Genomic DNA, 14,064 nt, shown 5'->3' on the forward strand with positions numbered 1-14,064 from the left:
ATATACCCCTGAAACTCAGGGGCTTGAATCACGCAGCCGAGATGGCGGCAACCAAATTAATGGGTCCAGAACCTAAGACATTCGCCGGTGCTTCTGAGGTCGTCTATCGTAGCCATTATTGGTGGAAACCGTAGACTTCTTCAATACAGTCAATGGCAGCATTAAAAAGATGCGCAGCAGCTTTGCAGAGTCAGCTTCCTGCGCATTGTAGCCGTTTGTAGGGTTTGATGCTGCAAGCGCGGCGAACGGCTGTTGGGTGGCCATTGCTTCTTGCAGTTTGACAAAATGGTACAATCGCAAAGGGCGGCGGGCCCTATTTCCCCTTACTTTCCCTTCGTGGGCCAGCGGGATTTGGACAAGCCAAACGCCCTGGCCGTCAGGGTGAGGGCGCGGCCCTCCCCCTCGGGCAACCCCATTAGACAGGGCCGTGTCCTCGGCTGCGCCTGCGGGCCGCACCACCCCTGTCGAATAGCATTGCCTCGCCCCTTCCCGCGTTCGCCACGTGGCAGATTAGCAGGAACAGGCAGCTTCGCTGTCTGACCTACAAATCAGCTCTGATTTTCCGAAAGGGAAGTCAGATCAAACCAAACTACCTGCGGGAGTATGAAATGGAGACGGCGTGTTACCTGATGACGCAAAGATCAAATCCAACTGATGTCCAGCGTTGGGGGTGCCTTCTGATGTCGAACGTTCACTGCTTTTCTGGTCCAACTGTGACAGTTGGGTCAGGTTCGTGTGACGTTCAACAGGAAACCAGTGGCGGACCGAGGAGGATTCGAACCCCCGACCCCTTGATTCGTAGTCAAGTACTCTATCCAGCTGAGCTATCGGTCCGCGTTGGTGAGGCGCTGTTTAGACCTGCCGCCCGAGACGTGCAAGCCGATTCTTCAAAAAAAAATCAAAAAGTCATGTCCCCACGCGGAAGGCTGATTTCAAAGACAGTTCCCTCGGGGCCCGTCTCTTTCAAGACCAGATCACCCCCGTGCCCGCGCACCAACTCCTGAGAGATTGCCAGCCCCAGGCCAGAGCCGCCCTTTCGGACCCCCCCCTGGAAAGGCGTGAACAGGTTTTCGCGTGCTTTGGGGGGAAGGCCCGGCCCCGTGTCGCGGATTTCGATGCACCACGTGTCGTCGTATTCACACCCGGCAATGGTAACCCGACCAAGTTTTCCGGAAGCAACCAGGGCCTGCCTTGCATTGCGCACGAGGTTCATGATGACTCGGTACAATTGTTCGGGGTCCGCGCGGGCGACAAGCGCTTCGGGCACTTCGTTCACGATCTCGATGCAGGCATCGGCAACGGCGAGCTGTTCGCTGGCCGCGACATCCGCCGCGATTGCGCGTATCGGAACCATTGTCAGAGTGGGCGCGGGCTCTTCCGCGCGGCCAAACGCCAATGTGCTTTCACAAAGGGACACAGCCCGGGTGATGGAATTCACCAGTTTTGGTGCCATCCGCCGCACCAGCGGATCATCGCTGGCCTCGATCCGGTCCGTAAACAACTGCGCCGACGTCAAGATATTGCGCAGGTCATGGCTGACTTTGGCTACGGCCCCCCCCAGCTGCGCCAGCCTTTCTCGCTGTTTAAGCGCCTGGGTCAGGTCAGTTTGCAGCATCTTCAGTGCTTCCTCGGCCTCGCGCAGCTCCGTTACCTTCGAATTCGGTGTGATTATGCCACGCGCGTCCTCTGGCGCACTGGCATAGCGCTGCATGTAGCCGACAACGCTTTTGATGGGGCGCACAAGTACAACGCGCACAGCGAGAAACAGAAAAAACGCCGTGATGATGGAAATGACAAAAGACAGGCCGAGAATACGCAACCCGTAGTCAACCATCGCCGTTCGCAAGGGCATGCTGTCCGTGGTGACTTCGATCAGAAGGCCTGCACCCTTGACGGGCTCTCCGATGACCCGGATGACTTCGTTTTCGGGCTCAAAGAAGCGGCTGATCGCATCCCGGATCAGAACCCAGGGGCTTGCATCCCGCAAATCGAACGTTTCGGCGATTGCGCCCGGAATAGGCGACGACAACATCAGTTGCCGAACCTCATCCCGTCGCAATACGACATTATAGACGCCTGCGTTTGCCAGCAGTTCCGCCTCAAGATCTTCCGCCAGCATATCGTCCGCCAGCAAAGCCAGCGAGGCGATCTGCGCGCGTTCGAGCCTGTTCAGCAGAAAATCCTCGCGAAACCGGGCGATCGACGGGACAAAGATCAGGACTTCGGCCAACATGACGAAGACCGTCGTCAGGATCAGAAATCGGCCCGACAGCGAGTTCAATTTGCGCCCCTCCTCAGGTCAGGGAATCCAGCGCTGGACGAACCTGACCACTCGTTTAACTGTCTGATTCTCAAACAGCCTTGGCGAGAAATAAGCACCCGCCACACGTTTGTTAAGCTCTCCGATCGTCGGATAAGGTGAAACCATAGCAGCGATCTGTCCCATCTTCAGGTTATTGGCCAAAGCCAACGACCACAAGTTGATCAACTCGCCTGCCTGATGTCCGACGATTGTGGCGCCGACGGGCCGGCCTTTCACCACCACGACTTTGATGAAACCTTCGGTTTTGCGCTCAGCAATCGCCCGGTCATTGTGGTGATAGTCAAAGCGAGCAATTTCGAGCTTTTCACCATGCGCTTTGCGCGCCTGAGCTTCGGTCAGTCCGACCTGGGCCAACTCCGGGTCCGTATAGGTGGCCCAAGGGACATGTGCCGTTTTCGCCCTGGACGGCAGACCGAACAGGGCCGAACGAATGATGACACCTGCGTGATACCCGGCAACATGGGTGAATTGCAGGCCACCCGCCACATCTCCGATCGCATAGACGCGGCGATTGGTCGTGCGCAGCGCGTCATCCGTCCTGAGGCCGGTTCTCGTGCGATCAATTCCGGCCACGTCCAAGTTCAGACGCTCAATATTGGCTTTGCGTCCGGCAGCGATCAAAAGGTGTGAGCCACGATGAATATCACCGTTTTCGGTAACGACTTCCACAGCACCTTCTGTTCCGCGGACCTGCGCGACCAAGGCGTTTTCGTGGATATCCACTCCTTCACTGCGCAGGGTATCCAGCACCACGGACGCAGCCTCGGGATCGTCTTTGCCCAAGGCTGTGAGCCCTTCGACAACCGTCACCTTGCTGCCGAGGCGTATATGGGCCTGCGCCATCTCCATCCCGATCGGGCCGCCCCCGATGATCAGCAGATGATCTGGCCGCTCTCTCAAGTCAAAGATGGTTTCGTTCGTATAATAGGGCACCGTGTCCAACCCCGGAATCGGCGGCACCAGCGGCGACGAACCGGTCGCAATGACGATGCGACGCGCAGAGATGACATGATCTCCGGCCTGCACCTTTTCTGGGGATATGAACGCGCCGTATTCGCGAATGACCTTCACGCCAAAGCCTTCGAACCGCTGCTGGCTGTCCATCGGTTCGATCTGAGCGATCACATCATGGACATGGTCCTTTACGGCGGCATAGTCGACCTGCGGGATTGTATCAGCGACGCCAAAACGAATGGAATGCGCCTGACCATAGGCCACCTTGCCGCTTGCAATCAGGGCCTTCGACGGGACACAGCCGAAATTCAGGCAATCACCGCCCATCTTGTGCCCTTCCAGCAGAATAACGTCCGCACCCATCTGGCTTGCACCAGCGGCGACGGACAATCCTCCGGACCCGGCGCCAATGACCAGGAGATCGGTTTTCAGGTCTTTCATGACTCAGGTGCCCCTTTTCGCGCGCAGTGCTTTGAAAACGATGGGCAAGGCGGCCAATACACACAACCCGATAATCGGCCCGATCACGAACGGCTCCCACAGCAATGAAACATCAGGCATTTCCCCGCGGTCGAACACACCACCCAAACCGACTCCGATCCACGTGTACACGATACCTCCGGGGATGATGCCCAGCGCGGTCGTCAAAAGGAAATTACGGAACTTTACACCGACCAAAGCCGGCACCAGATTGGCAACAAAGAACGGCACGACCGGCACCAGACGCAGCAGAAACAAGACCGAGATTTCGTTTTCCCGCAGACCGTCTTTCAGCCTCTTGACTGTCCCCTCTGAAGATTCCAGCCGCGACGTCAGGGCTTCGCCCAAGCCCCAGCGCGCCGCCAGAAAGATCGCCGACGCGCCGATGGTGGCAGACACAACATTGAAAACGGTTCCCGCAAAAAGACCGAAAAGAAAGCCGCCCGTCATTGAAGCCACCGCAGCACCCGGCAGGGAAAAGGCCACTATGGCGATATAAATGGCAACAAAAGCGGCAGCCATGATCCAATAGTGACCGTCCCGCCACGCCAGAAGCGCCTCGCGATTGTCCCGCAAGGTCTCGAAGGTCAGGTAATCCCCAAGTGTGAAAAAGCCGACAACGGCAACGCTAAGGATTACAAGCAGCGGAATGTGGCGCGCGAAACCGTTGCGCGGTGCATGGCTTGTGTCGGACATCAGGTTTTCCGGTTCTTTGTTCTTCATCTTGTGCCCAAGATGCGCTGCTTGGAGGGCCAGCAACAGGGGGATCACGGGGCCTTGATCTGTGTGGCATCGAATGTGAGGGATTTCGGTGATAAACGGGTATTTTGAAACCTTTTGCCGTTGCCGGTTACAGAATTGTTGCAAAAGCTGCGAAAACCTGGCCGTTGGGGTTTGACTTACCCCCCGCTTGGCAGTAGAGGACGGGCTTCGAACACCACGGGCAGGCGAATCCGCGCCGCACCCGACCGCATAGATTGGAGACGGAGCGATGAAACGCACCTATCAGCCTTCGAACCTGGTTCGCAAACGCCGCCACGGTTTCCGCGCGCGCATGGCCACAAAGGCCGGCCGCAAGATCCTGAACGCACGTCGCGCACGCGGCCGCAAATCGCTGAGCGCGTAAACCGCTCACCGATCAGGTTATGAACATGACGCCGCCGGAGGCCCCTGAGGTTGGTAGGAACCACCCCGGGAATACGCCCCCGGCGGCGTCCGTTTGTGTGCCTGAACCTCTGACCGTTCTCAAGAAACGGTCCGACTTTCTGAAAGCCGCGCGTGCTCGTCGACAAGGTACGTCTTCGATGATGATGCAGGCCCGCAAGCGTGCCCCCGGCGAGGGCAACGGGATGCGCGTAGGGTTCACCTGCTCAAAGAAAGTGGGCAATGCCGTGGCCCGCAACCGTGTCAAGCGCCGTCTGCGCGAAGCCGCACGGGCCGTCCTGCCCGAGGCCGGCCGCGACGGGTGGGATTACGTGTTGATCGGCCGTGCCGAAGTCACCGCCAACCGCCCCTATGACGCATTGTTGGACGACCTGCGCTATGCGCTCCGCAAGGTGCATGCGGCAGAAAAATGACCTTCCTGTCCCATATCGTCGCCCTGCCTGTTCGGGCGTATCGGTTGATCTTCAGCCCATGGGTCGGTTTCAACTGTCGCTACCAACCCACGTGTTCAGCCTACGCGCTTGAGGCGCTGGAGAAACACGGGGCAGTCAAAGGCTCCTATCTGGCCGCTCACCGGATTTGCCGCTGCCACCCCTGGGGCGGCGACGGGTATGATCCGGTACCTGACCACAAGCATAACGACCCTTCGTCCTGACCCCCCGTCAGACTTGACCGGTATACGCAGCGCCTGAACAGTTGGACCAGTCCAACCCGAGGTCCCGATGAAATCCCCAGCGCGCGACACCCTGCCGACCCACGATGTCCTGAACCAACCGCCCGTGCGCGGCGACACCGATCTTTGGCTGTCCGATCCGGTCCTGCAAGACGCAGCAAGAACAGCGGGCGCGCGCGCTTTGGATCTGGCGGCATATGGTAAGACGCTCGGAACCGAAGAAACGCAGGAACTGGGACGGGACGCCAACCGGCATCCACCAGAGCTGCGCCTGTTCGACCCGGGTGGCAGACGTCTGGACGAGGTGCGGTTTCATCCGGCCTATCATCAGATGATGCAGATCAGCCAATCAGCGGGCTATGCCGCACAGGCCTGGGATGGACAGCCCGGCGGACATGCGACCCATGCGGCGATGGTCTATTTGGCAGGACAGGTCGAACCCGGGCATTGCTGCCCGATGACCATGACCTATGCAGCAATCCCTGCACTCGCTGCCAATGAACACATTGCCTCAATCTGGCAGCCAAAACTCTTGGCCCGGCACTATGATCCTTCGGAGGAACCGATCGGTCAAAAGATCAGCGCGACGCTGGGGATGGCCATGACCGAGAAACAGGGCGGCTCGGATATACGTGCCAATACGACCGTTGCGGCCCGCGACGGGGATCACTGGCGCCTGCGTGGGCACAAGTGGTTCTGCTCTGCGCCAATGTCGGATGGGTTCCTGACGCTGGCGCAGGCGCCCAGCGGGTTGACCTGCTTTCTGGTGCCCCGCTGGCTCGAGGGCGAGCGCAATGCAATCCACCTGATGCGTCTGAAGGACAAGCTGGGCAACAAATCCAACGCATCCTCGGAAATTGAGTATCATGACGCGCTGGCCTATCAGTTGGGGGAAGAAGGAGCGGGTGTGCGCACCATACTGGAAATGGTGCATCACACGCGGCTCGATACAGCCATGGCGCCGGCCGGGCTGATGCGTGCCGCGCTCAGCGAGGCGCATCATTGGGTGACACATCGCAGCGCATTTCAGCGACGATTGATCGATCAACCGCTGATGCAAGCGGTCCTGTCCGACCTTGTTCTGGACTGGGAAGGCGCATTGACCTTGGGAATGCGTGTCGCGCAGGCATTTGACGGTCAAACGCCCGAAGCCAAGGCCTTCGCCCGGATCGGTGTCGCATTGGCCAAGTTCCTGAACAATAAACGCTGCCCGGTCGTCGTCATCGAAGCGATGGAAGTACTGGGCGGCATGGGTTATGTCGAAGACACACCCTTGCCCCTGATCTACCGCGAAGCGCCCCTGAACAGCATCTGGGAGGGGTCAGGCAATGTGATCTGCCTCGATATCCTGCGCACTCTGGCACGTGAGCCGCTGGCTGCCGAGGTTTTGGAGGCCGAGTTGGATACGGTGACAGGCGCAGACAGAAATTATGACGCAGCACTGACCGCGCATCGCAACCGCTGGCCCGGTCTGCCGCCTGAGGCCGAAGCGCGTTGGTACACTGAACGCACGGCACTGCTGCTGACAGCCTCGCAACTGCTGCGCCATGCGCCCGGGGCGGTGGCTGACGGCTTTATTGCCACACGTCTTTCCGGTGATAGCGGCCGCATTCCCGGAGCAGTAGCCGGGTTGGATACCGACGCCCTGCTGGCGCGGCTTGGCTGACCCGCCACTTGCCCGGTTGCGCCATCTGCTGTAGGGGCAGCGCATGTTTGATGATGCAGATGATATCCACCCGCTCTTTGCTGGCGCGCCCTCGACCACCGAGTTCAAGAAACTGCGCAAACGCATCGTGCGCCAAACCCGCGAAGCGATCGAGCAATACGGGATGGTGGACCCGTCCGCCCACGACAAGGACGGCAAACCGCCACGCTGGCTTGTCTGCCTTTCGGGTGGCAAGGACAGTTATACGCTGCTGGCCGTCCTCTACGAACTCAAATGGCGCGGATTGCTGCCTGTCGATCTTCTGGCTTGCAATCTGGATCAGGGGCAACCCGGATTTCCGGCCACGGTCCTGCCAGAGTTTCTGGACCGCATGGGTGTGCCACACAGGATCGAGTATCAGGACACTTACTCTGTTGTGATGGACAAGGTTCCGCAGGGCCGAACCTATTGCGCCCTGTGTTCGCGACTGCGCCGCGGCAACCTGTATCGCATTGCCCGGGAAGAAGGCTGTTCCACCGTTGTGCTGGGGCACCACCGCGACGATATTCTCGAGACGTTTTTCATGAACCTCTTCCACGGAGGCCGTCTGGCCACCATGCCGCCGAAACTGGTGAATGAAGAGGGCGATCTTTTTGTCTTCCGCCCGCTTGCCCACGTCGCCGAAGCCGATTGCGCGAAATTTGCCAAGGCCATGCAGTATCCGATCATCCCCTGCGATTTGTGCGGCAGTCAGGACGGGTTGCAACGGCAGCAGGTCAAACAGATTCTCGATCAGTGGGAAAAGAACAGCCCAGGTCGGCGTCAGGTTATGTTCCGCGCGTTAACCAATGCGCGCCCGTCGCACCTTCTGGATGCGAAACTCTTTGATTTTGTTAATCTTTCCGTAAACTCTGACGAAAAATCAGAAAATTTGGAAGAAATACCGCTTCTGCGTTAACGACTGACTCAGACTGGTTTCCTAGGCTCGGCATACAATCCATGCCCAAGGCCAGGACCCGATGCGGAATCATCCTTATGTCGACCGTGTTATTGAATCTTTGAGAAACGTGGCATTCGGCCCTGCCGTTCTTGCTTTTGTTCCGGCAATGAGCCTGGGTGCATTCTGGCTCGGCGGTGAACGCGCTTTGATCGCAGTGACACTGGGTTTACCTTTGATACTTGCCGGCATTGGGGCAATTGCACCCAACCCGGCAAACAGGAAACGACAACAGAGTCGTCTGCTGCCGAAAGACCGGTTCGGAACCGTTCTGGCAGAGGTACTCTCGGATAGCCGCCGCAGGGGTGAAACTTCGGCCTGTTTCGCTGTGATCCTGGACGACTATGTGCAAATGCTTGATCTACATGGCCAGGCAGCAGCAAACCACGCAGCGCAGCAATTCTGCTCTCGTATCATGTCCATGATCCGCGCCAATGACTCCGCAACCCGGGTCGATGGAAACAAGATGCTGGTTGTTCTGCACCCTGCACAACAGCTTGATCTGGAAACCTGCATTCAGATGTCGGGACGAATGCAATCCGCAGTCGAAGACCCGATCATGCTGAACAGCACCGGAGTTTACATGTCCTGCTCCATTGGTTTCTGCCTCAGCAGCGATGTCCCCGACGGTTCTGCGACAGACTGGTGCGACGCTGCAAACAACGCGCTGCAGGAGGCACAGCAAAACGGGCCCTCGACGATTCGTGCCTTTTCGTCCGAAACACGTCGCAGAGCTCAGGTCAGAACCAATCTGCGCAGGGAATTTGACGCTGCGTTGGAAAGTGGTGAAATTCGTCCATGGTTTCAACCTCAGATCTCGACAGATACCGGGCGCGTGTCCGGGTTTGAGGCGCTGGCCCGCTGGGAACATCCGACAAAGGGCGTGTTGGGTCCCAATGTCTTTCTACCCTTTGCTGAACAGGCCGAGTTGATGGGTAAACTGGGACAGGCGATGCGGCATCACGCCTTTTCCGCAATGCGCGACTGGGATCGCGCCGGTCTGATTGTGCCGCGCATCGGTATCAACTTCTCGTCGGACGAGTTGCGCGACCCAGGATTGATCGACCGCCTGAAATGGGAACTGGATCAATTCGATCTGACGCCGGACAGATTGGCGGTCGAGGTGTTGGAGACCGTGTTTTCCAGACGGCCGGATGACGTAATCACCCGCAATGTCACGGGCCTGGCCGCGATGGGGTGTTGCATTGATCTGGATGATTTTGGCACAGGGCATGCCTCGATCGCGTCAATCAAGCGGTTCAATGTGTCCCGGATAAAAATCGACCGCTCTTTTGTGACAAAGGCCGACCAGGACCCAAGCCAGCAGCAGCTGGCCAGCGCAATTCTGACCATGGCAGAACGGTTGAATCTGGAAACACTCGCAGAAGGTGTCGAGACGCCAGGGGAACATGCCTTGATGGCGCAATTGGGATGTGACCATGTTCAGGGGTTCGGTATCGGCAAGCCCATGCCTTTTGAAAAAACTAAGAACTGGATCACATCTCATCGCGACAAGATAGACAGAATGCCCAAAATCGGACGGCAAACGGGCTAAAGAACCAAAAACTGCGCCACAGAAGACCGATCCGTGACGAAATGACGAGCGATTCCGCTTGACCTTTGGGCCTGCACTCTGTTGAACCCTGCGGGTGTCTTTCACTGCTCAAGGTGGCTGTCCCAGATGGACGATCAGAACAAGAATCTCATCCTCGCAACCGCGCTCAGCTTTCTCGTGATCCTGGTCTGGTTCGTGCTGTTCCCTCCTCCGGAACCCACACCAACCACGGAGCAGGCTGAAATCGCCAGCATCGAAGGGAATGAGGTTCAGGCGCCCAGCGCCGCCGATACCGGCACCGTCGGCGAAGCTACTGCGACCGCCACCGAAGCCGAACCCGAAGCCGAGGCGCCCCGGGTCAGCATCGACACGCCCCGTCTGACTGGTAGCCTGTCGCTTGCCGGTGGCCGAATTGATGAGCTGTCGCTGAAAGACTACAAGGTTTCACTGGCCGAGGATTCTCCGATCGTCGAGCTTCTGTCCCCGGTTGGAAGTGAATCCGCATATTATGCCCTTTATGGCTGGGCCCCCGGCGCAGGCTTGTCGGCCACGGACGTTCCCGGCCCGAACACCCTTTGGACGCTTGAGCAGGGCGAAACTCTGGGTGTTGACGCACCGATTACTCTGGCCTGGGATAATGGGAACGGCCTCACCTTCCGCCGCACCATTGCCGTGGATGAAAACTACATGTTCTCTGTCACTCAGTCGGTCGAGAACGCCACAGACGCCGAGGTCGGCATGGCGCCATACGGTATCCTCGCACGCCACGGTATCGGCGAAGACGGTGACCTGCCGGGCCTGAAGAATTTCTTCATTCTTCATGAAGGCGTTATGGTCATGGCTGACGGCGTTCTGGATGAGATCGACTATGGCGATGTGCGCGATTTCGATATCGATCCCGATGAACGCGCGCAGGCAGAGGTCTATCAGGTTAAAGAAGGCGGCTGGGTCGGGTTCACTGATCACTACTGGATGACCACCCTAATCCCGGCCGAGGGCGCTGCTTTCAAGGCCGCTGCCAAGTACGACTCACGTCGCAAGATTTACCAGACAGAAACAGTACTGCCGACCCTTACAGTCGCGCCCGGCGCCACGGAAGAGGTCACGACCAGACTGTTCGCCGGTGCCAAGGAATGGGAAACCATCCGAGAGTATCAGGCAGAAGGTGTTCAGAAGTTCATCGACAGCATCGACTGGGGGTGGTTCTACTTCCTGACCAAGCCGATCTTCTGGCTGCTGCACAACATCAACGCCCTGATCGGAAACATGGGCTGGTCGATCATCGGCCTGACGCTGATCATCAAGGCAATCCTGTTCCCGCTGGCCTTCAAGTCCTACGTCTCGATGGCGAAGATGAAGGAATTGCAGCCGCAGATGGAAGCCCTGAAAGAGGCCGCAGGCGACGACCGTCAGAAGATGCAGCAGGGCATGATGGAGCTGTACAAAAAGGAAAAGGTAAACCCTGCCGCGGGTTGTTTGCCAATTCTGTTGCAGATTCCAATCTTCTTCTCGTTATACAAGGTTATTTTCGTGACGATCGAACTGCGTCAGGCCCCATGGTTCGGCCCGTTCCAGGACCTGAGCGCGCCGGATCCGACATCGATCATGAATTTCTTCGGCTGGCTGCCTTGGGCCGGCCCGCAGCCTGACACCCTGATGGCGTTGATCTTCATCGGTATTCTGCCGCTGCTGCTGGGTATCTCGATGTGGCTGCAGCAGAAGCTGAACCCGGCACCAACTGACCCAACGCAGGCGATGATCTTTGCCTGGATGCCTTGGGTCTTCATGTTCATGCTGGGTAGTTTCGCAAGTGGCCTGGTCGTATACTGGATTGCGAACAACACGATCACGTTCACGCAGCAATATCTGATCATGCGCAGCCAAGGCTACAAGCCGGATGTGTTCGCAAACATCAAGTCCGGTTTCAAGCGGACGCCAAATACGGACAACAAATGAGCGGAGCGGTTTCAGGCCTTTGGCGCCACCCGATCAAAAGCCACGGGCGTGAAGCCCTGAGCCAAGTCACAGTCATCCCCGGGCAAACCATGCCCGGGGATCGCGTTTGGGCGGTCGCTCATGAGGCGGCCAAAACCGATGGTTCGAACTGGGCCCCCTGTTTCAATTTCAGCCGCTGTTCGAAAGCGCCGCAGCTGATGGCCATTTCGGCCGAATTGCTGGGCGACCGGGTCACATTGCGCCACCCGCAGCGACCGGAATTGACTTTTGAACCTGATACGGAGCAGGAAGTATTTCTGGATTGGGTTAAGCCGCTTATGCCTGCGGATCGTGCAGCATCTGCCCGGATCGTTCGGGTTCCCGGGCGCGGCATGACCGACAGCGATTTCCCGTCGATCAGCCTGTGCAACATGGCATCGCACCGCGCAGTCGAGCAGAAACTGGACCAGACTCTGTCCATTGATCGGTGGCGCGGCAATATCTGGTTCGAAGGTCTGCCGTTGTGGGATGAGTTTGACTGGCTGGGCCGTGACGTTCGCATTGGCGAGGCCGTGCTTCGCGTACGCGAGCGGATCACGCGTTGTATGGCCACCACCGCCAATCCCGAAACCGGCGAGCGGGACGCGGACACACTGCGCGCCCTGAACAGCTGGGATCATCAGGATTTCGGCGTTTACGCCGAGGTCATCAAAGGCGGCGAAATCCGCGTCAACGATGAGGTGCAGGTGCTATGACCACACTACCCTTCCCTCTGGTCGAAGACCCTGATGAATTCGCCATGGAACAAGGCCGCAAACTGTTTGCAGGCCCTTCCGAGTTCGTCAAAGGCGTTGTCGCCATGAACGGTCTGCCTGCCCCTGACCGGTTGGAAGTCTGTTTTGCAGGGCGCTCGAACGTGGGCAAGTCCAGCCTGATCAATGCCTTGACCGGCACGAAGGGTCTGGCCCGCGCATCCAACACACCCGGTCGCACGCAAGAGATTAACTTTTTCACCCAAGGCCCGGAGCTCTATCTCGTGGACCTGCCGGGCTATGGTTATGCAAATGCGCCGGTGAAAGTGGTCGAGAAGTGGCAGAAGCTGCTGAAACAATATCTCAGCGGGCGCCAGACGCTGCGCCGTGCCTTTGTCCTGATTGACTCGCGCCACGGTGTAAAACCGGTCGATGACGAAATCATGAAGCTGCTGGACACCAGCGCCGTGACGTTTCAATGCGTGCTGACCAAGGCAGACAAGGTCAAAGCCAACGAGCGCGAGAAGGTGCTGGAACAAACCCGGGCCGCGTTGTCCAAACATCCCGCAGCCTTTCCGGAAATTGTGCTTACGTCTTCCGAGAAGGGCGATGGCATCGCGACCCTGCGGTCCATCATTGCGAATCTGGAATAGCTTCGCCCTTGGCAGCGTGCGGTAAAGGTCCTAACACGGTTTTCCAGAAGGACTTTAGCAATGAAGACACGAGATATGAACCGGGACTGGATCGCCACCGCAGCCACACTCAATAGCGCCCTGCCCTATCTGCAGCGCTATGATGGAGCCATCGTCGTCATCAAACTTGGCGGTCACGCCATGGGCAGCGACGAGGCGATGGAAAGCTTTGCCCGGGACGTGGTTTTGATGCGCCAGGTCGGTGTGAACCCGGTGGTCGTCCACGGCGGTGGTCCGATGATCAATGCAATGCTGGGCAAGCTGGACATTCAATCCGATTTCGTGAACGGCAAACGTGTGACCGACAAGGCCACGGTTGAAGTGGTCGAAATGGTTCTGTCCGGCCTCGTGAACAAACGCATCGTACAGGCGATCAATGATCAGGGGGGGTCGGCCGTGGGCTTGTCTGGCAAGGACGCAAGCCTGATGGTCTGCGATCAGACAGATGCGTCGCTGGGCTTTGTCGGCACTCCTGCCGAGATGAATCCGAAGATCCTGCATGATCTGTTTTCCCATGACGTAATCCCGGTCATTGCGCCGCTTGGTGCGGGTCGCGACGGCGAGACATTCAACGTAAATGGTGACACGGCAGCCGGGGCGATTGCCTCAGCTCTCAAGGCAGACCGTCTGTTGCTGCTGACAGATGTTTCAGGTGTTAAGAACGCTGCGGGTGACGTTGTGACCGAACTGAAGGCCGGTCAGATAAGGGAAATGACCCGCGAAGGCACTATTGCAGGCGGTATGATACCAAAGACAGAAACCGCGCTGGACGCCCTATACAGCGGCGTGCGGGCGGTTGTCATATTGGACGGACGTGCACCGAATGCCGTGCTGCTGGAGCTGTTCACGGAACATGGGGCCGGGTCACTGATACGTCCGGACTGACCCCCGCAC

Annotated in this window: 13 protein-coding genes and 1 tRNA gene; 10 read left to right on the forward strand and 4 right to left on the reverse strand. The window is 58.2% G+C overall.

All coding sequences use genetic code 11. The features are described from left to right. Positions 1–757: 757 nt before the first annotated feature. The 4 genes from AC2FFA_RS12330 to AC2FFA_RS12345 all read right to left on the reverse strand — a co-directional run bounded on the left by AC2FFA_RS12330 (position 758) and on the right by AC2FFA_RS12345 (position 4,453). Positions 758–834: transfer RNA gene (locus AC2FFA_RS12330), tRNA-Arg, on the reverse strand. A gap of 64 nt (positions 835–898) precedes the next feature. Continuing rightward, positions 899–2,281, reverse strand: a complete 1,383-nt coding sequence (locus tag AC2FFA_RS12335; protein WP_496851860.1) for a sensor histidine kinase — start codon at positions 2,279–2,281, stop codon at positions 899–901. A gap of 18 nt (positions 2,282–2,299) precedes the next feature. After that, positions 2,300–3,718, reverse strand: a complete 1,419-nt coding sequence (locus tag AC2FFA_RS12340) for a dihydrolipoyl dehydrogenase family protein (protein WP_496851861.1) — start codon at positions 3,716–3,718, stop codon at positions 2,300–2,302. Between the two features lie 3 nt (positions 3,719–3,721). After that, the gene (locus tag AC2FFA_RS12345) at positions 3,722–4,453 is read right to left on the reverse strand and encodes a TVP38/TMEM64 family protein (protein WP_117872864.1); all 732 of its coding nucleotides are present in this window, start codon (positions 4,451–4,453) and stop codon (positions 3,722–3,724) included. Positions 4,454–4,748: 295 nt separating this feature from the next. Between AC2FFA_RS12345 and rpmH the strand changes: the two genes are divergently transcribed. From rpmH to argB, 10 genes are all read left to right on the forward strand, one after another. Continuing rightward, positions 4,749–4,883, forward strand: a complete 135-nt coding sequence (gene rpmH, locus AC2FFA_RS12350; protein WP_005980833.1) for a 50S ribosomal protein L34 — start codon at positions 4,749–4,751, stop codon at positions 4,881–4,883. 25 nt (positions 4,884–4,908) lie between these two features. After that, positions 4,909–5,334, forward strand: coding sequence for a ribonuclease P protein component (gene rnpA, locus AC2FFA_RS12355; protein ID WP_496851862.1), 426 nt, complete (start codon positions 4,909–4,911; stop codon positions 5,332–5,334). Continuing rightward, complete coding sequence (yidD, locus tag AC2FFA_RS12360) at positions 5,331–5,576, forward strand: membrane protein insertion efficiency factor YidD (RefSeq protein WP_496718063.1); 246 nt, start codon at positions 5,331–5,333, stop codon at positions 5,574–5,576. Before rnpA ends, yidD begins: the two co-directional genes overlap by 4 nt. Before the next feature lie 67 nt (positions 5,577–5,643). Beyond that, positions 5,644–7,260, forward strand: a complete 1,617-nt coding sequence (locus AC2FFA_RS12365; protein ID WP_496851863.1) for an acyl-CoA dehydrogenase family protein — start codon at positions 5,644–5,646, stop codon at positions 7,258–7,260. Between the two features lie 43 nt (positions 7,261–7,303). Then, positions 7,304–8,197: a tRNA 2-thiocytidine(32) synthetase TtcA gene (gene ttcA / locus AC2FFA_RS12370; protein ID WP_496851864.1), complete on the forward strand. Its 894-nt coding sequence runs from the start codon at positions 7,304–7,306 to the stop codon at positions 8,195–8,197. A gap of 61 nt (positions 8,198–8,258) precedes the next feature. After that, the gene (locus tag AC2FFA_RS12375) at positions 8,259–9,791 is read left to right on the forward strand and encodes a bifunctional diguanylate cyclase/phosphodiesterase (RefSeq protein WP_496851865.1); all 1,533 of its coding nucleotides are present in this window, start codon (positions 8,259–8,261) and stop codon (positions 9,789–9,791) included. 126 nt (positions 9,792–9,917) lie between these two features. Continuing rightward, positions 9,918–11,747: a membrane protein insertase YidC gene (yidC, locus tag AC2FFA_RS12380; protein WP_496851866.1), complete on the forward strand. Its 1,830-nt coding sequence runs from the start codon at positions 9,918–9,920 to the stop codon at positions 11,745–11,747. Next, entirely contained in the window at positions 11,744–12,481 is a 738-nt protein-coding gene (locus tag AC2FFA_RS12385; protein WP_496851867.1) for an MOSC domain-containing protein, read from the forward strand. The genes yidC and AC2FFA_RS12385 overlap by 4 nt, the downstream gene beginning before the upstream one ends. Beyond that, on the forward strand, positions 12,478–13,131 hold the full coding sequence (gene yihA, locus AC2FFA_RS12390) for a ribosome biogenesis GTP-binding protein YihA/YsxC (protein WP_496851868.1): 654 nt from the start codon (positions 12,478–12,480) through the stop codon (positions 13,129–13,131). Before AC2FFA_RS12385 ends, yihA begins: the two co-directional genes overlap by 4 nt. Before the next feature lie 60 nt (positions 13,132–13,191). Next, complete coding sequence (gene argB / locus AC2FFA_RS12395; protein WP_496851869.1) at positions 13,192–14,055, forward strand: acetylglutamate kinase; 864 nt, start codon at positions 13,192–13,194, stop codon at positions 14,053–14,055. The last annotated feature ends 9 nt before the right edge of the window (positions 14,056–14,064 follow it).

Source organism: Ruegeria sp. YTSB088 (assembly GCF_059609825.1).